Genomic DNA, 23,105 nt, shown 5'->3' on the forward strand with positions numbered 1-23,105 from the left:
GCTCGACTCTACCGGAAACCCAACTTCTGTTGGTGATAAGAGAAACACCTGCTCTACATAACATCTGATGCCATAGGCGGGCGACTACTTTCTCGGAGGATGAATAGGCTCTACTGCTGCTATTAGATTTCTTGCCACTGCCAAATGGAAACAACTTAGAGGTTTCTATCGCGATTTACATTTTATACTGTCATGAACAGTGGCTCGCAAATTAACTAGAAGCAAATTGTTTCCTTATATTGTTCTATGGGTGAACCAACAGTAGCTGACCGCTACAAAATTTATCCCTGTTAACTCCTAATTAATAGGAAAGCTTATTTATAAGCTTACTTTTAGTTTGTGGGGGAAGTTTGGTTGTGATTAACTTTTTATAAGCCTGAATACCAGTTTTAGTATAGAGAGTCTCAGCTCTTCTAAATCTTATATCTTCTGCTATTTACGTTGTTTTAGATTCTTAGTTAATGGACTATCGTACAAAAAAGATCGGGATAGCTCGTATTGTGACTCCATATTGGACTTTCGAGTGAAAAAAGCCTTTACTAAGCCCCTTGTACCAGCAGGTATTGAGTTAATTGGGTTTGTAGCCTTGTTTCATTGGTGCGCACTCATATCGTATTTGAAAGCCACTCTAAGTATTGTAGAAAAGTAGATAATGAAGAAAAAGATTGATGCGGCTATATCAATAGTTTTAGTGATTTGTTCATTGTTGGCCGCAAGCAAGGTTTGGGCAAGGGAAGAGGTTGCTACATCTCCCATACCAGATTGGGTAACAAAGGTAGTAGTTCCTGAGGTAAAAGAACGGCCGATCGATAAAATCCAGGATGGGGTTCATTATCTTCTGCTGGACTCGCAGATCAAAGCGGGGGATAAGCCAGAATTTGAATACTTCTTTCGAATGGCTGAATACATTATTAACCCAGAGGGGGTTGATGAAAGCTCACAGATAAGTATTGGTTATGACCCAGAGTATCAAAAGGTTACATTACATACTCTTAATGTGATCCGAGATGGACAGGTTTTAAACAAACTCAATACTGCGCGAATAGATCATATTCGGCGCGAAGAGGAAATGGATGAGTCAGTTTACCATGGTCAATTAACGCTCAATATATTGTTAGACGATATCAGGGTGGGTGATGTTGTAGAGTATAGCTACACTCGTTCGGGGGTGAATCCTGTTTATCAGGGAATATTTGCATATAGCTCCAGTCTGAATTGGTCTGTCCCACTTGAGAGACTCTATTTGCGTATATTGTGGGAGAAGCAAACACCTCTCTATAGTTCAATTTTAAATAGCGATTTAGAACTCAAACAAAAAGATCTGGGGGGTGCCAGAGAGTATATCATCGAGGACAATAAACTTGATCCACTTAAATCTGACGATGGGACTCCTTCCTGGTTTAGTCCTTGGGGCGCTATTTACTTTAGTGAACTGGCAACCTGGGAAGATGTTGGTGTCTGGGGGTTAGGGTTATATCAAGGAGTTTTTAATGTTGATGCGGAGATAGCCAAATTAGTCGCTGACATCAAGTTAAATCACAAAGATAAGAGTTCTCAAATCTCTGCCGCACTTCGGTTTGTCCAGGAGGAGATACGTTACTTGGGAATAGAGTTGGGGGAAAACTCACACAAGCCCAGACCAGCCAGCACGACTTTGCGGTTTAGATATGGAGATTGTAAAGATAAAACCGTACTGTTTTTAACTCTATTGAAAGAACTTGGAGTTGTTGGCTACCCGGCTCTAGTGAATACCGAAACAAGACTTAAAGATAGAATCCCCAGCGTACGGTCATTTGACCATGTTATCAGCTATTTTGAATTTGAAGACAAAGAGTATTGGGTAGATCCAACGCGTAGCTATCAGCATGGTGACTTGAGTAGTATTTTTCAGCCAGATTATGGAAAGGCACTAATACTCAGGCCGGGCACTGACGACTTGGTAAATATGGAGGCAGATGCCGCAAAGTATGGAGTATTTGTAAAAGACGAGTTCACAGTACTGGATGACGGACCTGCAACCTTTACAACCACCACTGTAAATTATGGTAAGGATGCCGAAAGGCAGAGGCAGCGTTTAGCCAGCAATGGGCGAGATCAAATCCAGACAGAGTACTTGGACTTCTTTGAAGATTATTACCCCGGTATTGAGGTCACTGCCCTAATTGAGCTTGAAGATGACTCAGAACGCAATATATTCACCTCTCATGAGCAATATAAGCTGGAAAATTTCTGGGAAGATAAACCAGATAGAAAACGCCACGAGGTTGATTTTTATGCAAACATTGTTATCCCTTGGGTATCTGAGCCGGATGACCAGGATAGGCACCATCCGTTGGCTTTATCGTATCCAGAGCATATAGAACAAGTTATTGAAGTTCACTTCGATGGAGATGATTGGTTTTTTGATAGTGAGTATTTTGAAGAAGACAACAGCTTTTTCTATTTCAAAAATGAAGTTTCCTTTCAGGAAGACAGTAAGACGCTTTCTCTGAAATATATATACCGCAGTAAGGTTGATCATGTTAAGCCCAGTGAGTTTCAAGCCTACGTAGAAGCTATCAATAAACTTAATAATCAATTGAGTTACGGTATCTATCAGTCTTATGCAAATACCTCAGGAGGCTCTGAGGGTGAGAGTGGTTTCTTATCACAGTTATCGACCGCTACGTATATCTATATCTATGCAGCAATGTATGTCTTCCTGGTCTTTATGTGGCGTTTTGATCGATGGAAGAATCCAGTAAAGGAAGACACGATTTTTTATCCTGTCTCCCTGGGTAAGCTGACGGCGCTGTGGGTTTTTACATTCGGAATTTTTGGTATTTACTGGTTTTATAGAAACTTCAAATATATCCGGGAGCAGGAACGTAGTGCGATTATGCCGCTCGCTAGAGGTATTTTTAACAAGTTCTGGTACTTCCCCCTTTGGAATAAACTCCGTGAAGATAGTGAAAATCGATATGGTAAATCATATTTGCCAAACAAAGGATTTGCAGTTGTATTAGCCATTACCTTTTTGATCTCACCAGTCTTGGGTAGATATACGGGATACCTTCTGGTGTTCCAGCTTCTAACCGTGCTAACAGTATTGCCATTGGCAAACTATTTACTGTTTGTGAATGGTGATAAGTCACCAGCGGTTATTGAGGGTTCCAAATGGCGTGCTAGGCATGCTTTGTTAGTGGTGTTGAGCTTGCCTGTGTGTGGGCTGGTGGTCGGTGGAGAGTTTGGTATTTTAGCTAGCGACAAGGTTGTTGCAGGAAGTGAGATATCAGATAGGGACCTCAAGTTTATGCAGAGAAAGGGGATCCTAAAGGCTACTGATGAGGTAGCATATTTCTATAGTGACGCGCTTCTATTCGTGAGTGAAGATGGCAATGGTTTTACACAACGCCATGTATTTTCCTATTGGAAAGATGGGGATATTTTGGAAAAGGAAATGGCATCTTACGAGGATATTGAGGACCTACAAGTAGACTGGTCTAGTTCTTTAGGCGATACCACTACAGTAACGGTTGTCAGAAAAGATGGTAGTGATTTTATACTTTATGTTTCCAATCTTGGGGGGAAGGATAAGGTGTTTATATCCTCTCTGAAAGAGCGGTTGAAAGCTGTTCTATAGGTATGGTTGGGGTCTGCTGGAGCTTAAATTTATAAAATAGCTCCAGCTGTCCTACCTTGAATTTTTTAGACTTGGGATAAGGTAAAATTAGTAAATACCTCTTGTACTTTTTCAGTCTTCAGGTTTCATACCTAAAGACTGAAAAAGCCTCTGATGTTGTTCAGGTTCCATTTCTTCAAACTTATGGTGCTATGCGAGCGTTGAGGCTTCATCAATCCCTTCGGCTCTAATGATTTCTACCCATTGGCTCTTTGTGACCATTATTCAATAGAGAGTTGTCCGCTTTCTTTCCTACGCACCCAGCTTGCTGCCAGTAAAAATTGCTGATAGATTCTAAATGTGATCACATTTCAGCTGGGCAAAAATGTAAATAAGTTAAAGGGAAGGGATAGTTTATGGTGAGTCCGATTGTAAGGGCCGGGGCGAAGCAGAGTAGTGAGGTCGCAGGACTGGTAACAAAATTGCTGCAAGCTCTTGTCGGTCATAAGCGCAACATCGATCCAGAGGTCATGGCAGTAACGGCTAAGAAGTTACTTTCACAAGATAATGGGTTCCATGCTTTCCTATATTATGCCGATGGAGCTCCAGTGGGCGTTATTACCCTATCAAGGTCTGCTGCTATTTATGCCGGTGGCAACTATGGGGTAATTGAGGAATTGTATGTTGAGCCAGAGTTCCGTTCACAGTTTATTGGTAAGGCTCTTTTGGATGAGGTGATCAGATTTGCGAAGGAAGAGGGCTGGCCACGGTTGGAAGTTAGTACTCCGGAAAGAGAAAACTGGCAACGAACAATTGATTTTTACCTCCGAGAAGGTTTCCTCGAAAATTCGGTCGGGGAGAGGTTGAAGCTGGAATTGTAGCTCTTAACCTGAAAAGGAACAGGTCGCTTTGAAAAAAGAAAGTCGTATAGGCTGAGTTTGATCTGACAGGGTAATTCAAAAAGTAGCGCTGTCTGCCAGATCAAGCTTGGGCCACAGGGCTCAGTGGTGTGTTAAACCAGAGCTGCGACTAGCCTCAAACAAAAACCATGACCGCTTTTCCGCCTGATCAATATACTCTTCCAGCAAGCTTGCTGTAGCAATATCTCTGTGCTCATCACAAAGTTCGTGGACTTTACGCATACTTGCGATCATTTCCCGGTTGTCTTCGCCTAGCTCTAACAGCATATCTTGCGGATCTACATACTCGGCATCATTATCTGAAGAACGCTGTAGCTTAGCGATATGGCCAATGGAGCGAAGCGTAGTGCCTCCTAGTTTGCGTACGCGCTCCGCCAGTGCATCGGTCATCTCGAATACTTCATCGGCTTGATCATCAAAAAGCAAATGGTAGTCCCTGAAGTGGGGGCCGCTAACATGCCAGTGAAAGTTCTTGGTCTTCATATATAGGCTGAAAGTATCTGCCAGCAGGGTATTAACGGCAATAGTAATGCTGGCCCTCGCACTTTCACTTAAATCAGATGGGGCGGCTAGCCTGGATTGTGTGCCTACCGCTTCTCCAGTTGCTTTTCTCATATCAAACCTCACAAGTTATGACAAAGGGACAGGTGTGGCAGTCGTTGTCTCCATGGCACTAGATTAGACACCTATATGGCGACTAGCCATTCATAAAAGGTTGGAAGCCAGAGAGAACCAGCACATTATTTTTTCATCGGTCTTATACTGGTTGATATATCTCAAGCGTATATGGAGGAGTCTGTTTGAGATATAAAGCGGATCAATCTGATTTATTCTGAGGCTCTTACGATAAGTAATGCAACTACGGAGAATTTCTAAGTGGTCAGCAGCTTCCGCAAAGACGAGTTATCTAGAGGATTGTGTAATCTTTTGACGGAAGCATATCTAAAGGTAAAAGACCTTGGTTATGATGAGATAGTTACTGAGTTTGATAAGGTTGAACGCACACATGCCCCGCATATTCAAGAATATCCAGATTTAGTATTAGAAACAAAGCGGCGTGTCGCTGAAATGAAATTCTTATTGCTCTCCTCAGATAAAGGCTTACCTTTTGAAGTTATTCAAGGTCTTCACAAGGATGTGCACGACTTGGGGTATTTAAACATTGATAGCGAAGATACGCTGGAAACAATTTTTTGTCGGCACTGCTTAAACCACCAAAAGTATGCTCTTGCGATTGAAGTTGCTACTGCTCTTAAAAAGAGTGTCCTTTCTGAGCTCGATACTTCTCGGGGCAACAAAGAGGCCTATGCCTATAAAGCTATAGCCAGGTGTGATCGTTTAATTTCACTAGCGAAAGAACACCTATAAAGGCCGAGATATAGCAGCTATACAACTCGGAGAAATTAGATTTGATGCTGATTTATCAAACGGTGAATGGTTAGCTCAAGTAAGAGGCTGATAACTAGCGCCGATTAAAGTAGTAGATTTTTTCTTTTCTTTCATACTCGCAAGAGCGCCCATCCCTCATTGAATCAACTTACCAGTCATCAAAAGTCATAGTTAAATAAAATATTTTTGATGTGATATAACATTGCTTTATGTTTGAGGGATAAGGCCGTATTTTTTGTCATAAGTGATCTGTTAATCCTCTTTGGTTGTGTCTCCCGTGAACCATTCCACACTTTTTTGCGGAAAAATATTTATTACCTAAGTTTTTTATAGAGATTTAAAACTTGTCATCGCAGTCCACATGAGTTTCGAGATCTCCATTGAGGACAACAATTTCCAAGTCGTTATACATTTGTACCAAGCTGAAACAATGGTACCAATTTCGCTCAAGCTAACTAAATGATCCTAAATTCAGCAGTTTTTGGGCTTTCCCTTTATAGAATTTATTTAGCCAAAGCGGGGCGGTTTAGGAGTAACCAATATCGAATGATTTTTTGGTATTGGAATAAATATAACTTCGGAGAAACCACAATAATGAAATTATCTTTAAAATTTCTTTTACAAAAGACGGCTTTAGCAAGTGCATTCTCATTGCTATGCACTGCGCCTTTTGGTGCCTATGCGGAAGAAGCGGATAACAAGCTGCTAACTGATCGCATCATCGTTAAGTACAAAGAAAGCGCTAAAGTTGGACGGGCCGCTACTATGGCTCAGGAAACTGTGGAAAGAGCTTCCCGTCGCGCTGGCCATAAAATGCACCATCTGCGCCGCATAGCTACTGGCGCTCAGGTAATGCGCCTGGAAGGTCGAAAAAATAGAGCTGAAGTAAATGCAATTATCGATCGCCTGAGGCAAGACCCGGATGTGGAGTACGCAGAACCAGATCTGATCTTGAAAGCAGTGGCTGTACCTAATGACCCAAGTTACCTCAATCAGTGGCACTACTATGAATCTACCGGTGGCTTGAACCTTCCATCAGCCTGGGATACCACTGCGGGTAACGGGGCTGTGGTCGCGGTACTCGATACTGGTTATCGACCCCATGCAGACCTGGCAGCCAACATTTTGCCGGGCTACGACATGATCGACGATACCTTCGTTTCCGTAGATGGCGATGGTCGCGATAGCGATGCCACCGATCCGGGTGATTGGTATAGCTCTGGTACTTGTGGAGATAGCTCCTCAAGCAACAGTAGCTGGCACGGTACCCATGTTGCCGGCACTATCGCTGGCGTTACCAACAATAATCTTGGTATCGCTGGTGTTGCCTATGAGGCCAAGATCGTTCCTGTCCGTGTGCTCGGCCGTTGTGGTGGCTATACGTCAGATATTGCTGACGGGATCATTTGGGGGGCTGGCGGTTCTGTCAGTGGCCTGCCAGCCAATGCGAATCCCGCCGACGTACTCAATCTCAGTCTTGGCGGCAGCGGAAGCTGTGGTACTACTACACAAAATGCCATCGATACTGCTCGCAGTCTCGGTGCCACGGTTGTTGTAGCCGCTGGCAATAGCAATGCTAATGCCAGCCAATTTACTCCTGCCAGTTGTGATGGGGTGATCTCAGTGGCTGCGACTAATCGCAGTGGCGGTCGTGCTTACTACTCTAACTACGGCAATGTAGTAGATGTTGCAGCGCCGGGTGGAGCACAGAGCTTCGGCAATGACTCCGACGGCGTCCTCTCTACCTATAACAATGGTGCTACTGACCCCGGCAGTGATAGTTACTATTACATCCAGGGCACCAGTATGGCGGCACCTCATGTGGCCGGTGCTGCAGCATTACTCTATTCCGTAGACCCTACCTTGACCCCAGATGAAGTTGAATCAATTCTCACCAGTACCGCGCGGAGCTTCCCGGCTTCTTGCAGCAGCTGTGGCTCAGGTATTGTCGATGCAGCAGCGGCCGTAGCCTCGGCCAATGGTGGCGGCGGCGGTGGTGGCGGTAACGACGGCGGTGAACTTGAAAATGGTGTTGCTGAGACTGGTATCGAGGGTAACAGTGGTGATGAAATTAACTTCACCCTAGAAGTGCCTAACAACGCTACAGACTTGTCTTTTGTAATGTCCGGTGGAAGCGGCGATGCTGATCTCTACGTTCGCCATGGCAGCGCCCCCACAACCAGTACCTATGACTGCCGCCCCTATACTTCAGGCAATAATGAAACTTGTGATATCGATAACGTACAGGGAGGAACCTATCACGTCATGGTACGTGGATATAGCTCCTTCTCTAACGTTAGCCTCGTAGGCAGCTACACCGCAGGTGGTGGCGGCGGTGGCGGTAGCGACAGCTGGGAAGAGACAAATCTCAGTGGTTCCCGCAACAGCTGGCAGCACTTCACTATCGACGTTGATAGCGGAGCTTCAACACTGAGCGCCGTAATGTCTGGTGGCAGTGGGGATGCAGACCTCTATGTTCGTTTCGGCCAAGAGCCCACCCGCACAGCGTACGATTGTCGTCCTTACGAGTGGGGTAATGATGAAAGCTGCAGCATCAGCAATCCAGACGCAGGTACCTGGTATATCAGTATCCGCGGTTACTCTGACTACTCTGGAGTTTCTTTGAGTGCTAGTACTGAGTAAATGGGCCAACTCCCACTCGACAGGTTCCTGTGGGGTGGGTAGATAGCTGTTCTACTCAAATAATGCCAGTCAGTTAAGCTGACTGGCATTTTCATTTAACACGTTGATCTCCGCAGAATCCTTTCCCAGTTATATTGCCGGCAATATCACCAATTCTGTGATGATCATTTCCACTGTTCGATTAAAGCTCGTTTTATCAGAGTGGATTAACTTCAAGCTCCAGCCTTTTCTTTAAAGTTGATAAATTTCGAAAAGTATTTTGCAGCCTTTCTGTGCACAGTGATTGGAAAGCCCTTAGTTATCTCTATATCGGTGCAAAGACAGATAAATAAGTTTGTTTAGGTGGAGGCTGTCACAAGAATAGAAAGAGGCCGGCAATCACCTAAGAAGGATACATCGGTTGCCACTACTATCCCTGTGGGCAAAATTGAAACACTGGTACTAATTTTGTCTCGATATCCAGCCATGACTTGCTCAGGCATATATCTTGCGTAAAGCCTAACGTGCCCTGTCACAACAGGGACAGTGGTACTAATGGTTAGGATGTTACACCCCGTCGGCTAAATCATCATGGAGAGATAACAATAATGAAGTCACTGTTGAAAAAATCCACTCTAGCAGGTGTGTTTTCACTTCTATGTACAGGCTCCTTCGCCACCCAAATGGATAACCTAAGTAGTTCCCCAACAACTGACCGGATCATTGTGAAATACAAGCAGGATTCCACGATCGGACGGTCAGCGAGCATGACTCAGGAAACCGTGGAGAAAGCCTCTCGCCGTGCGGGCCACAACTTGCGCCACTTGCGGCGCATGGCGACGGGTGCACAAGTCATGCACCTGGGGAGCCGAAAAAGCCAAGCCGAGATCAACCTGATAATCAACCGCCTAAAACAAGACCCCAATATTGAGTACGCTGAGCCCGACTTGATGATGCACCCTATGGCGGTCCCTAATGACCCCAGCTATTACGACCAGTGGCACTACTTTGAAGCTGATGGTGGACTGAATTTGCCCGCAGCCTGGGATATAACTCAGGGGGAGGGCGTGGTAGTAGCAGTTATTGATACCGGTTATCTCGCTCACACAGACCTCATGGACAACTTGCTGCCTGGTTACGACATGATTTCGGATTCCGATATCGCTGTAGATGGGGATGGCCGTGATAGTGATGCCAGTGATCCCGGGGATTGGTATACCGATAGTTACTGCGGAAACCCACTGTATCCCGAATTTGATAGCAGCTGGCATGGCACTCATGTGGCCGGCACCATTGCTGCCGTCACCAACAACAATATGGGTATCGCTGGGATAGCCCATAAAGCAAAAGTGCTCCCCGTTCGAGTACTCGGCCGCTGCGGCGGTTACACATCTGATATTGCTGATGGCATTGTCTGGAGCGCTGGCGGCTCGGTTAGTGGTGCACCAGCCAATGAAACTCCGGCTCAAGTGTTGAACTTGAGCCTGGGGGGCTTTGGCCTCTGTGGAAGCACAACTCAAAGTGCCATCAATACAGCCCGTAGCCTGGGCGCCACAGTTGTTGTTGCCGCGGGTAACTCTGGGCGGAATGCCTTCTGGTTTTCGCCGGCTAACTGTTCAGGAGTCATTACAGTATCCGCGACCAACCGCTCCGGAGGACTTGCTTACTACTCCAACTACGGCAATGTGGTCGATGTCGCTGCCCCCGGAGGTGAAACTAACTCGGTGGAATCCGATGGCGTTCTCTCTACATTAAACAGCGGCGCGCGAACTCCCGGTAGTGATAGCTTCGCTTACTACGCCGGCACCAGCATGGCCGCTCCACATGTTGCCGGTACAGCCGCACTTATATATTCAGTCAAGCCCGATGTTACACCAGATGAGGTTGAATCCATTCTCACCAGTACAGCCCGAAGTTTTACAGGCTCATGTCGGCGCTGTGGGTCAGGCATTGTTGATGCGGCGGCAGCCGTTGAGGCCGCTATAGAGAATTGAACTGTCGAAAGGCGCTAGCTTAATAAAAGACCGACATTTCGTCGGTCTTTTACACTTTCCCACTAAAGGATCTAGCCAAGTACAGGGGTGAGGTTAATATTCATCCTTGTTCCCATGCGGGAAATGGATCATTCAATGTCGCCCAGTATTCTTTGCCTCGTAGCACTTCGTCCTCGCTTAGCAGGCAGTCATCAAGCGCTTTTGTCATGCTGGTTTGATTCAAACTCTGGCCAATAAATACTAGTTCTTGCCGCATATCACCAAAGGGTTCTACCCATTGTTTTTCAATGGAGCTGCGATAATTTTCGTCTGTGGGCCAGTTTTCTTTGGGTATAGCTTTCCAGAACATCCCAGCGAACCCATAGTGGGCAATACCTCCCGCTTGACTCCACTCGCCTGCAAACTCAGGGCGGGACGCTAGCCAAAAATACCCTTTGGAGCGAATTAACTTGCCGTGCCTCTCAGTATTGTGCAGAAATTGATGAAATTTTTCTGGATGGAAGGGGCTACGTGCTTCGTAGCTGAAACTGCTAATGCCATACTCTTCCGTTTCTGGAATATGTTCACCTCGCATCTCTTTAAGCCAACCAAGTGCTTGCTGCGCGCGCTCGAAGTTAAATAAGCCGGTACTTAGAACCTCGTCAATATCGACTTGCCCCTGAGAGACCGGAACTATTTTTGCCTGCGTATTTAGAGTTCGCAGAATGGCCTCTAGGCGCTCAACATCAGAAGGGCCAGCTAAATCTGTTTTACTGATCAGAATGACATCTGCGAACTCGACCTGGTCGATCAGCAAATCAGTTACACTGCGTTCGTCGTCTTCACCTAATGATTCACCAGCATCCTGTAAAAATACGGCCTCGTCATAGTCCTTTAAAAAATTGACTGCATCGACCACCGTCACCATTGTGTCCAAACTGGCAACATCAGAGAGAGAAACACCATTTTCGTCGGCAAAAGTGAAGGTTTCTGCAACGGGTAAGGGTTCAGAAATCCCTGTTGATTCAATAACGAGATAATCAAACCGTCCTTCCTGCGCAAGCTTAGTGACTTCCTCCAGAAGGTCTTCCCGCAGAGTGCAGCAAATACAGCCATTACTCATTTCAACAAGCTTCTCCTCACTACGGTTAAGAGAAACTTCGCTCTGTACTTTCGTCGAATCAATATTGATTTCACTCATGTCATTGACGATTACAGCAACTTTTTTGCCTTCGCGATTGTTCAGTATGTGGCTAAGTACGGTAGTTTTACCGGCACCTAGAAAACCTGAAAGGACGGTGACTGGGAGTTTGTTTGTATGTGCCATTAGTCTCTCCACACTCTGAGTATTCATCCATGTGTACTAGGTTAATCAGATTGTGCGCAATGATATATCGTATCTTTTATGGGTCAAGCTATTTCATTTACATGAGGGTAGGGCGGTAGTATTACCGCTCCTCCTTTACCCGCTTACTCCGCCCACTTTCATGCCGCTCCCGCATATCGGAATCAATGTAGCGATCGGTCGTAGCCATACTTGCATGGCCCGCATCATCGCGCACATGCTCGCGGGGGCGGTACTTCACATCTTCAGAAATACCCGTATGGCGGAGCCAGTGCACAGTGGCAGCCTTAAGATCTTCAGCATCTTCCCCTAAGCCTTCTTCAACCATCCGTTGGTGGGCAGAATCAAAGCAGTTTTGAACAATCAGGCGAACCTGTCGGGTACTGGTAACCGGTCCCTTGCCACGGGACTTGTGCACCAGAGGTGTCTGCTCATTAATGCTGGGCAGAGCAGGGAGCTGCAAATAATTTCTGTAGCGCTTCAAGGCCTTCAACATTTGGTCGCAAACAGTGATCGCCCGGCCTTTGTTACCTTTGCCCGTAACGTGAAACCACCAGTTTCCGTCGCGATCTTTCTTGAAATCACCCATAACTGGTGCCGATCTTTCATCCGCAACCAACTCAGAGATTCGCAAATACATAGCGAATAGGGCGTTCATAATGAATAAAGTTCGCTCGTGATCAGTTGGTGATGTCTCGGCCATGATCTCAGCAGTCTCCAGGACATAATCCCACTGCAAGTTGCTGATTCGACGTACAACCTGGCTTTGTTGCTCACGTCGAACAAACTTACTTTTCTGGCGAATCAGTGCCACAGGATTGGCTGGAACCAGGCCTTCTTGATAGAGAAAATCGAAGAAAGACGACAATGCAGTAAAGATGCATTTGATCGCTGCCTGGGATGGCCGGAACTCCTTGGGGGAAGCCGTCTTGCCAGCACGAAACTCAACTTTGGACACACTGACTACGAATGGCCGCCAATCGGCATTCACAACGCGCTCGCCATTTTGTGTTTTGAATCTGGCAACATTCTTAGTTCCGATCCAGGCAATTGGCGGTTCAATGCAAAACTGCACAAACTCCTCAATGTGTTCGCGCTTCAGAGTCATTATTGAAACTTCTTCAATGCGCCAAGCCCATTGCAGCAAGCGCTCAAGTTCACGGCGGTAGCTGTTAAACGTTGCCTGGCTGCCGTTATAGCTGTAAAGAAACTTAAGCGTGAACTCCAGATCGGTATTAGCACCAGGAATCTGCTTGCTGAGATAACGGCTAGCTGAAAAGCTGGTGCAGCGGAATGGATTCTCAAGATTGCTCAGGTTGTCGATGATTGGTGCTGGTGGCCGGTTGGAAGCAGACATAGAAATATGGAGTTGTTGTTGGAATGCGGCAAATTATACGTAAAATCGGGTATTTATAAAATATCCGATATTCACAAATATCGGAAATATCGTAACCCCTTGAACCCCCTCAGGTTTTCAATTTTTTCTTGACTGCTATTTCCGATAACCACGTCTGTCCCTGCTTTCCGAAAGATTGATTGCGGTGCTCGTGTCGAACCGTGATCAAATCAAGCTCTCCGATGATTTCCTGCAGTGCTCCCATAACGCTCTCCGTTTGTTTTAGGTCCTGGGTAACCAGGTTAACCAGGTTAACCAGATTAACCAGGTCGGTGTTTATGCTCGCGAGGAAGTCGCGAAGCGGCTTAACCTCGTTAGCAAATATTGTTAGCTGCACATCAAACGGCGCTGGGTTATCTACCAAGATTCCAGCTCCTGCACATCCGTCGCAAACTCTCCACTGTCGATCTACGCCTATCCCTGCGCACGTATTACAAAGCCTCCTTCATGCTAGAAATCACAAGTAGATTGACAGCTCAAGGCTAGATTCCGACGGAACCCCTATCCAGCTTGACCATATGGAATGAATTTCACTTGGAACTTAGGCGTTTTGCTTACCCTTCTTTGGTATTCTTCTGCAACCTTGCAGTTGTGGGATGCATTATATTCTTCTCTGCAGCTTACATCGTACAGAAACTGACATCTTACCGGCGGGGTTTGAGGCAGCACTTTAACCGAACTTGGATCCTTTACGGCCTAGGCATATGGACGCTGACCTTGGTAATTGTCTATTGGCCTCCTGCTGGGGAAAATGTCGAAGGTGGAAATACTGGCACACTTACCGCATTCTTTCTTGCCCTTTTGGGGGTAGGCATCGATCTAGCAGCTATCTACATCCTTATTCCTAGGAAAGGGGACCAAAGCAAGTAGAATCTTGGTCGGGAAAGATACTGTGTGAATCCCTGGTAAAAGTTCTACTATCTATGAAAATCCAGAATTGGGGTACCCTTTACTTAGAGTGCGTCGCGAATATACTGCAAGGGCTTGCGAACTTGATCAGTAGATGACTCCATTAGCTCGAGGCTAATACAGTAAAATAGTCAAGCGGTAACTGGCTGAGTATGCCGTGGAATTAAAGTGCAGTATGGTCGCATTCTGAACCAGGACTATCAGAAAAGGACCTTAACGGAGGCAGGCGTGCTAAATCCCCCTTCTTTTTAAGGAGATGTGTCAGATTTGGTCTGAACTAATACAGATAAATCAGCTATGAAGGTGGTATACCTAGCTATGCAGGGTGCTTCAAAAAAATGGACAATGCCAATCCGTAATTGGAAGCCAGCTTTAAACAGATTTATGATCGAGTTTGGTGAGCGACTCACCGACTACCAATAACCAACTGACGGGGCAGTTACACAGAATTATTTACCCCCTCAGGTGCCCGCAAACAACTTCCATTAGTGTTTTACCCCCGAAAGATCCATGAAGCCCTTGTCACTCGAGAAGCGTGGTGCTTTGGAGTTCTTCTAGATCCAGACTAACGGTCGAGTAAAATTCCTCTTTGTCAGTTCTTTGTGAGCGCCCTACTTTGCCATCAGGATGCGGAGAGCCGGGTTTGTTTGGTCGAAATTTACGATTTTACTTTAATAATTGTGGTATATGGCTTGTGTACTCCATCATTGCCATGAGGCGCTCGTGTTCCTTCTTTAATTTTTTCCCCTTTGCCTCCTTCACCTCCTCCGCCTCCTTTACCGCCACCGATACGATGAATTTCATTTTTGTCCCATTTAAGGCTGGCACCGTTTAATTTCACAACTGAAATCATTGGCCCTCCAGGCCCTCCGGCCCCTCCACCGCCGTCACCACCTCTTCCTCCATCACCTCCTTTACCCCCTTTTTGTGTATAACCTTGATGCCCGCAATAATCCACATAGTTACCGTGTTTAGGTTTAACACCAGGCTGCCCTTCTTCTCCTGGTCTGGCATCGCTCCCATTACCACCTCGCCCACCTTCTCCGCCGATAATTACCAGACTTTTCGATCTAACCGTTGACTTATTAATGATAAGGCCGAATGCCCCTCTGCCAGATTGGCCTCCTATTCCTCCGTTACCACCACATCCTCCATCCCCTCCGTCGCCACCATTCCCGCCCTGATACATTTTATCATCACACCAAAACCAATATACATACCATGAGCCACCGAGACCGCCCCCTCCGCCACCGGCCGCGTTACCACCACGACCTCCATTACCTCTACCTAAATTTGTGTCCCAATACAATTTGTTATCATTATTGTAAGAAAAAAAACCACTAGTTGCGTTTAACGGAGATCCATGCCTACCTGGAATCCCATCGCCACCGTTATGTCCCCCATTTCCTTTTGTTGCATAACTCACTGTTGGAAAATCAATACAGTTGGAATTTCCAGTCTCCCCTCCACTTCCACCTCGTGCAATTTTACCACCAGTAGCTACATCGGTACCCTTTTTGCCTGAATGATTGCTCACGTGACAATAAGGATTACGTCGAGGATACGCTGGGTTTGGGGGGTAACCACTCCAATCATGAATATCTTTGTAGCGACCACCCGTACCGCCTTTGGTACAGTATTTTTTTCCAGCTTCGGGGGGCTGGCCATTTTTCCCCACACCCCCTTTCCCCACTTTAATGACCACTGAATCTAAATAAGTATCTACCTTATCCACAATCAATGCATATGAACTCTGCCCTGGTACTTTTGAGCGGTCACTACCATTTAAAACAAGCTGTTTTAAATGGACATTTTTTTGATTAATGGTTAGCAATCGGTCAGCGTTTTTGCCATTCAAGCATGTATGCTTTTCACATAGATAGTCTTTTTCCTTTAGGTTTAGGAGCTGTCGATTTGTGAACTGATTTTGCACTGAAAACGCATTTTTGATACCAGTGTTCCACCCGCCTTCAACGGTGGTGTTGGGAGGTAGCAAAAGGTCAGCTGTTTCAAAGTTTCCAACTGACATTTTGATAGTCACCGGGTGCACATTGTCTTCTCCAATTTTATCTACAGCTTCTGCTAAAAACCTCAGGGGCTGGTCTGGGTGTATACCCGTATTGCCATGCTTTCCGTTCGTTGCAACGAAATAAACTAATTCCTTTGCAGCATGCCCAAAAGGAATAAATGAACAAAATAATAGGAGAGAGAAAAGTGATTTTAAGATGACCAAATTCATACTTCCACCTCGTGGTGAGAAGCGCCGCTCTCTTCTAATGCTTCCTCTTCTTTCTGAAATTCCTCTTGTCGACTCCTTAAGTCTTCATTAGCGTTTTTTAACTCATCAATTTCCCGCTCTAAATTATAGATTTCTGAACTTAACCTTCCGTTCTCATTGTTATTTTCAAATTCCAACTCTTCAAGCTTGGATTCTAAATCAGATATCCGCTTATTTCTTTCTGTTAAGGTATTCCTCATTTTTTCAATTTTATGATCGATGTCATTTATATTGTCTTCTATATTGGTGCGTGTTTCGACTTCAAGGTCTGCGAACCTTGTCGAAATTCTATTAATCTCATCACCCAATCGTTGAATGTTTTCTTCATTTTCATGTTCAATTTTACCTATCAGTTGACGAGCCTTCAATTCAAGGTCCTTATCAGTGGTCTCTTCGTCTTTCTTATTTAGCTCTTTTGCCCCTAAAATGATAGCCAAGGCAAGCCCAACCAAACCAGCACACCCTTCAACTGCTGCTAATGCGATTAAACCATCGTCTCGACTTTTTTGATCTTCAATTTCGGGTTCACTAATTTGAATATGTGGAATCACTAGTGTGGGCGCCATTATCGCATCTTTATGATTCATAACACGTATCAGGGGCTGATGGGTAGTTCCTGGATCTTCACTATCGTCGACGGTTCCGGAAACCCCAAAAGAAATTAATCCGGACTCATCAATATCCTTGCCAACCTTTGCATCATGATCCCAGTCTAAACCAGCAGGTATATCATTTTTAATGAGGCGCCATGTAAACGGTTGAACGCCCTTCATTGCCGTTACTCTTGCTTCATAGTGTTTAGAGCGGTAAGCTGGAGGCCAGTCTTCACCCGATAAGGCAATCTCATCTGCGCTTCCCATATTTATCAGCGTTCTTATTAAGATGGGTACACTTTCTGTACTTTTGGACACTAATTTGTAAGGGCCTTCTTCTGTGGGTTCACAAATGTACTTGGAAACATCATAGAAGCCTGATCTGCCTTTGGTTTTGGGGATCATAGAAAAATGATAATAGTGACTGCCTGCCACTTGCGTCTCCCCACTAGTTGCACGAATCAGTACAGAGGCCTTGGTAAAGTCTGGAACATCCCCTTCTATTTTCACCACCGTACCGTTATCAGCTGTTATTACATTAGATATTTTGATATCAGGCCCTAGACCCACCGGACTTACTTTGTGGCATGTCGCATTTGTGGCCTTTGATGTAGTCAATAATTTACCTTGGTCCGGATCATCTATAGCAAGTTCAATACTAACCCCATCGCCACAATAGCTCCCATAATCCAATAGATTAAGTCTACATTCGTAAAAGTCAGTTTCCACTAGTCTTGGTAACTCATGTGTTAATTCACTACTAAAACCTAATCGAACATTCTCTAGACCAGGCTTTGGTTTCATATCTAGATCTAATTGTTGATAATGTTTCAAAGATGCACCGTCAGGAATCTCCCATTCAGAGGTGACATCATCGGTGTTATATATCGCTATCCGCCCAGTTTTATTTTTTGACTCATCCAGCTCATCCACTCTGAAACCGGTAATTTCACCTTCTTGATTAACATCATCTTTCACTAAAGAAATAGTACTGCCTTTAAATAAACTATTTTCTTCTTTTGGCCCCTCACCTTCTGCTGGCGTATTCGTTTCTGTTAACGGAAACAAGTCAGCGGCCATTAAATTGGAATCGTAAACCGTTCTGCAAAATAAACTTTGTTCACGGGTTATATCATCACCATCGGTAGTAAATGGAAAAATCGGACTTGTTTGTTTTCCAGTAATGCGCGCTACATTTTTCGCAGAAACTTCTGCTGCTAGAGATACAGGCTCCCCCCAAAGCGTGGATTTCTTCAGCCTAATTTTGGAGTATGCAGATAAGTTCCGATTTTTTTTATCTTCATCAAATCGAATAAACAGCTTTCGTTTCCCATTCATGCTAATGCAGCACTTCATTGAGACATTGGTAACAACCCCCTTTTTTCTTTCCAGTTTGCAGCCCATTACATTGTGTGTGTAATATAAGTCAGTAGCTTTGACTTTTCCTAAATAGAGTGACAAAGTATGCTCATTGGTGTCATACAGAATATTAAGTGCTTCCTCCAAAAAATCCCAGTTATCATTGTCGGTATACCGAACAACATATTCTCCCGCCCAAATAAAAGGCGGTTCGTAACCTTTTTCATAACGAATACCTGCTGGCGTCTTTACGCCAGCTTTGCCTACAAGCACTAACTCGTCCTTATTATCCTCCGCAATCAACGTCATGCTTCCGGTCACAGTAACTTTGTAGCTGTCAATTATTTCTTTAAAATTAGACCCAGAATTCAATTTTTCAATAGGCGTATTTAATTTAATATTCAGTTCTATTTTTTTATTTTTTATTGTAATTCTTTGGCTGTTATAATGTTCTCCCTCACTGAGAACGTTAACAACTTCATCTTTTCCGTTTAACAAAAACCGTATAGATTGAGAGCCAATAATTAACCGATGAAGGTTATCTTTTGAGTCAATAATCGCGTAATCGCCACAAAAAAGACCCGCATGATACGCATCCATATAATTTTGCTGGCTTTTAAAGCTGGCAAGATCGGTGATATACCCCATATCCTGTATACACTCTTCTCTCAACCTATCGATCTGCTCCTCGGTAGCATATGGATTGGAATCCTTTAATTTTCTCACTGCATCCGATACTTTAGTTGTCAGCATCAATGCTGCCAAAGGTTTTTTTGTATGGTATAGGAGCATAGATCTTGCAGCGCGCTCCTCTTCATTTGCTTGATTGCTATCTCCAATGAGGATATTTCTCGTTTTTGAATTATCTTGTATAACGTCTTCCATTATTCTACTCCTAATTTGGAATAATATTTTCCACGCTTTACAGTGTAAAAATGGATATTAAGGACAATATCTTCAATTTTTGTAGCTGCAGTCAATCCGCTATTAAATTCAATATCAGGAATGCACAGCTGAAAAAATGTAAAAATTCCGCGTTGCTCAACAAATTTACTATTAATGTTTCCATCCTCGCCCAGCGCATCCTCTACTGAATCGTCACCATGAGTTGCTTGCGCGGCATGTACAAATGTTGCAACCGGGGCATCAAGACCGTAATCATAAAAATGAGCGATGTCGTTTTGGTCTACGATGTACGCTTGCATTCCTATCTTAGCCTGGAAGACCACTCTTGAAATTTCCCCTCCTACTGAATCGGTATTCACCCCTTGTATCCATGGACGAATTTTTGCAATACGTACATCGAAGCTGGGCACACCCATCAATGGGAATTGAAAGGTAGAAGCATTTCGCCAATAGGGGTAATCTACCCTTTTACCCTCCATTGAATAGTACTTTTGTATTTTTGTTGATTCCCCGGGCACCACTTGAATCGTAACTGTTTCATAATTCAATAATGAACTAATCAATTCTTTCCCATCAGGGGTTTTGCCGCTTATAGTGATATAGGCATCGCTTTTTTTTTCAACTTTATATTTAGAATAATCACTTGGATTGGTCGCTATCGCCTTTTGTAAATTTGCATTATAGTTTGCCAGCTGCCAACGAACGCCATCTTTTTTCTGCTCTCCGATTACTTCATTATCCGCAATATCCCACAGACTATTTTCTTTATCAGCCTTCTCCTGCGCGCTAGCTTTATCTACTGTCCAGAATGTAGACAACCTATCAAAATAGTTATTTTCCATATTGATTTGGCCAAGGGTTATATACGACAATTTACGAAGAAGTTGCACCCAGATATCTGCTGTACGCTCAATGTTTGACAAGTAGACATTGGTATAATGTTTAATTGCTTTGTTTAACTCGGGAGACTGATTCTGATCAAAAAGCCTATCTATATCTTGTCGTTTTTCTACAGCTTTTTGATAATCCGTAAGCTCTTTAGCAAGCAAATTTATTTTTTTATTACATAAAATCCAAAGCTCATTTTTTGATTTGGCAAGATTTACAATATGGTTTACGTCACTCTCAACCTCTTTGCCTTTTTCTTTTAATTTATTAGAGAACTTTTTGACATAATCACTTATTTTGTTTGCTGATGTAATAATTAGCGTATTTACCTTTTCTTGATTTTCGCCGGTAGCAACTAGCTCGCCAAGCTTAACTTCGGTACTGATCATATGTCGGACTTCTTCAATAACAGTACTCTTGAGTACTTCTGCTCCATCATCAGTCGATATTTTTTCTTTTGCTTTTAAGAATAGACTTGTACCCTCTTCAATTGCCATCAGTCCTGCTGCAGGCAAATCCGAAGCAACAAATATTAGGTCTTTAAAAGCGCTGAGTATATCTTTAAAGCTAAGACTAACTGAATCCTCAACAATCGGAACAACATCTTCAAGATCTCTAGAAAGATTTTCAATCAATGTTTGACATTCTTGATCAGCGACGTAAAGCTTTCCGACTAAGGACTTATCGTTCTTTATGTCATATTTAGACGTACCAAATAATATTTTTTTTAATACTTTGATAGTCGCCTCATGTAAAGCTATCGCGCAATCCGCCGAATCAGTCATATCTGCGTGTTTTGAGTTCTCAACTTTTGCACCTGCTTCTTGAATCCGCAATTTTATATAGAAATCACGTATCCTAATTTGTGATGAAAAATATTCATCAACCAATTCAATTAGAACATCAAAAGGTAACTGCGGAACACGGGTAATCTCGCCTCCCCAGATTGTTTGTTTTCCAGCATGCCACATTTGCATCATCTTAAATGCTTCAGCCAAAGGCTTTTTTAGTTCTCTTTCGCTGTCATCCATGACATTTAAAATTGATGAATCTAATGCTTTTTTCTCGATATCATGCTTTTTTTTGAATTTTTTAGAGAACTCTGGATTATCCGAATTATTTGAATGTAGTGCCCCCAAAAAGGTCGTAAAAACCAAATTTTCACCAAGTGCTACCCACTCAGGGTTCTCAGGGTCTATAGCCGAATAACCAGTTGGTTGAAATTTGATATAATCTAGCTTTATTCTATGATAGAGCAATGACCAAAAGTGGAAATCAGAATAGACGGCTATTGCAGAAAAGTCAGGAAAGGGCTCATCAATGTATTTGCTACTTAATGGTAAGCTGGCCGGTGAAGCCATCACTGGAATACCGTCTTCAAAGCTATCAACTAATTCAGCGCTTGAGCCATAAACTTTGCTATATGGTTTGCCATATTTGTCCGTAATTTGTGCGTATCCTGGTTTGCCACTTTCGCCAGGTTTTCCTGCAAAACATTCTCTAACAACCCATTTATCGATATTCCCTGAATACGCTTTTTCACTAGACTTAATTTTGTTGTAGTAAAGCTCAATTTTACCTGGTTGACCGCCCTTACCTCCCTTACCGGCATCTCCACCAATGGAATTACCGATTACCGTTATATTCTGTCCTCCTACCCCTGCATTACCTTTTGCACCGTTTGCCTTTAGGATTAGCTTAGATTTAAACTCGATAGTTTCACAAGCTATAATTATGCTTCCTCCATTGGCCCCCTGCTTAGCCCATGCTTTTCCTTTAGGTTCTTCCTCAAAATATCTACTCCAACTTCCATCCGATCTGTTGATGGCTATAGCAATATCATCACCGTCAGTGCCTTTTGTATCACTTTTTTTTGCTTTATAGGTCTTAGTGGGCGCTATTGTATTCTTGTGGGTTTCATCAGGATGAGCACTTACATCAATGATCAGTCCATTTTTTTTACTTCCATTAATGGTTAGTTTCCTACAGGCAATAGTTACATTTCGGCCCTCGTAAATCTTTGCAGATCTTTGTATGAAATCGCTCACAAGTACAATATCTAAACCATATATAACAATGTCGTTCCCACCAGAAACTTTTTCAGCATAAGGATTTAGTAAATCCTTTTCCCCAATATATACCTCATCCAATACGGAATAAATTATTGTCTTTCCTGCCGTAACAAACTTTCCTCCTTCCTTTATTGCCTTCCTCTCTTCGATGAAAAAATAGGGATTAGCTGCATCGGCTATATTCATAGTTATTTACTTTTTATTTAATATCTAGTGTTCTCTTAGCTGCAATATTGCGACACCAGGGGACTACCGTTCCTCCAAGCGATTTTTTCTCACGTTTGAGAACATGATCGTTCCTACTCTTATCTTCTAAATCGTTAATAAGTAACACTGTATCTAGTTCATTGTAAATGTGCTGACATCGAGTATTCCACATAATGAGGCTCCTGTTTAAACAGGTTGAATAGTTTGCTTAGAAATATACTATTTATATGGCACTAAGAGGTGCCAATTAAACTTGCATGAAATCAGCATTAACTAAGTGTATGCAATCTTAAATTAAGATGGAAAAATAAGTATGACAAATCGACACAATAGAAAATATTTTACGCCTTACCTAACTTTTAGTAAAACTAAAAGTACTCTATGGCTTTCAGATATACACAGAATGCTAGGTTAAAGAGAGACAGACTCTTCTGAAGTAATGCAAAATTTAGAATGCCACCTACCCGCCCTGCTCAATCCCTTCATATTTTGTAATTTTTCAAAAAGCTATTATTTGCTTCGTCGAAGCAACACTAAATCACTGTACATCAATCGTCCAGACGAGGATTTGCTCTTTATGTCATTGGCCAATATGTTAACGTTTTTGACTCGACCTTCGAGCGGTCAGATTTTATAAAGATTTTTAT

12 protein-coding genes and 1 pseudogene are annotated in these 23,105 nt (G+C 43.6%); 6 read left to right on the forward strand and 7 right to left on the reverse strand.

What is annotated here, in order from left to right; genetic code table 11:
* Positions 1–652 precede the first annotated feature (652 nt).
* Both ACJJIQ_RS07620 and ACJJIQ_RS07625 read left to right on the forward strand, forming a co-directional pair.
* On the forward strand, positions 653–3,622 hold the full coding sequence (locus ACJJIQ_RS07620) for a DUF3857 domain-containing transglutaminase family protein (RefSeq protein ID WP_445364206.1): 2,970 nt from the start codon (positions 653–655) through the stop codon (positions 3,620–3,622).
* Positions 3,623–4,017: 395 nt separating this feature from the next.
* The gene (locus ACJJIQ_RS07625; RefSeq protein WP_444893932.1) at positions 4,018–4,482 is read left to right on the forward strand and encodes a GNAT family N-acetyltransferase; all 465 of its coding nucleotides are present in this window, start codon (positions 4,018–4,020) and stop codon (positions 4,480–4,482) included.
* 120 nt (positions 4,483–4,602) lie between these two features.
* Here the strand turns inward: ACJJIQ_RS07625 and ACJJIQ_RS07630 are convergent, their stop codons facing one another.
* Positions 4,603–5,136 (reverse strand): Dps family protein, encoded by a 534-nt coding sequence (locus ACJJIQ_RS07630; RefSeq protein ID WP_444913109.1) that lies wholly within the window; start codon positions 5,134–5,136, stop codon positions 4,603–4,605.
* 261 nt (positions 5,137–5,397) lie between these two features.
* On the opposite strand from ACJJIQ_RS07630, the gene ACJJIQ_RS07635 reads away from it, so the two are divergent.
* From ACJJIQ_RS07635 to ACJJIQ_RS07645, 3 genes are all read left to right on the forward strand, one after another.
* Positions 5,398–5,889: a hypothetical protein gene (locus tag ACJJIQ_RS07635; protein WP_445364207.1), complete on the forward strand. Its 492-nt coding sequence runs from the start codon at positions 5,398–5,400 to the stop codon at positions 5,887–5,889.
* A 615-nt stretch (positions 5,890–6,504) separates the two neighbouring features.
* Entirely contained in the window at positions 6,505–8,553 is a 2,049-nt protein-coding gene (locus ACJJIQ_RS07640; RefSeq protein ID WP_445364208.1) for a S8 family peptidase, read from the forward strand.
* A gap of 587 nt (positions 8,554–9,140) precedes the next feature.
* On the forward strand, positions 9,141–10,526 hold the full coding sequence (locus tag ACJJIQ_RS07645; RefSeq protein ID WP_413662043.1) for a S8 family peptidase: 1,386 nt from the start codon (positions 9,141–9,143) through the stop codon (positions 10,524–10,526).
* Positions 10,527–10,626: 100 nt separating this feature from the next.
* On the opposite strand, the gene zigA is transcribed toward ACJJIQ_RS07645, so the two are convergent.
* From zigA to ACJJIQ_RS07660, 3 genes are all read right to left on the reverse strand, one after another.
* Positions 10,627–11,832, reverse strand: a complete 1,206-nt coding sequence (gene zigA, locus ACJJIQ_RS07650) for a zinc metallochaperone GTPase ZigA (RefSeq protein ID WP_445364209.1) — start codon at positions 11,830–11,832, stop codon at positions 10,627–10,629.
* A 121-nt stretch (positions 11,833–11,953) separates the two neighbouring features.
* Positions 11,954–13,207 (reverse strand): tyrosine-type recombinase/integrase, encoded by a 1,254-nt coding sequence (locus tag ACJJIQ_RS07655; protein WP_445364210.1) that lies wholly within the window; start codon positions 13,205–13,207, stop codon positions 11,954–11,956.
* Between the two features lie 109 nt (positions 13,208–13,316).
* A complete protein-coding gene (locus ACJJIQ_RS07660) occupies positions 13,317–13,610 on the reverse strand; it encodes a hypothetical protein (protein ID WP_445364211.1) in 294 nt (97 codons plus the stop codon).
* 827 nt (positions 13,611–14,437) lie between these two features.
* Between ACJJIQ_RS07660 and ACJJIQ_RS07665 the strand changes: the two are divergent.
* A pseudogene (locus ACJJIQ_RS07665) lies at positions 14,438–14,578 on the forward strand (IS256 family transposase); the annotation flags it as partial.
* Positions 14,579–14,813: 235 nt separating this feature from the next.
* Here the strand turns inward: ACJJIQ_RS07665 and ACJJIQ_RS07670 are convergent.
* From ACJJIQ_RS07670 to ACJJIQ_RS07680, 3 genes are read right to left on the reverse strand one after another with little or no spacing between them, the layout of a single operon-like run.
* Positions 14,814–16,394 carry a hypothetical protein gene (locus ACJJIQ_RS07670; protein ID WP_445364212.1) on the reverse strand — a complete coding sequence of 527 codons (1,581 nt, stop codon included), beginning with the start codon at positions 16,392–16,394 and terminating at the stop codon, positions 14,814–14,816.
* Positions 16,391–19,270 carry a hypothetical protein gene (locus ACJJIQ_RS07675; RefSeq protein ID WP_445364213.1) on the reverse strand — a complete coding sequence of 960 codons (2,880 nt, stop codon included), beginning with the start codon at positions 19,268–19,270 and terminating at the stop codon, positions 16,391–16,393. The genes ACJJIQ_RS07670 and ACJJIQ_RS07675 overlap by 4 nt, the downstream gene beginning before the upstream one ends.
* Positions 19,270–22,437, reverse strand: coding sequence for a hypothetical protein (locus tag ACJJIQ_RS07680; RefSeq protein WP_445364214.1), 3,168 nt, complete (start codon positions 22,435–22,437; stop codon positions 19,270–19,272). Before ACJJIQ_RS07680 ends, ACJJIQ_RS07675 begins: the two co-directional genes overlap by 1 nt.
* Positions 22,438–23,105: the final 668 nt, after the last annotated feature.

Source organism: Microbulbifer maximicatervae (SeqCode) (assembly GCF_052468295.1).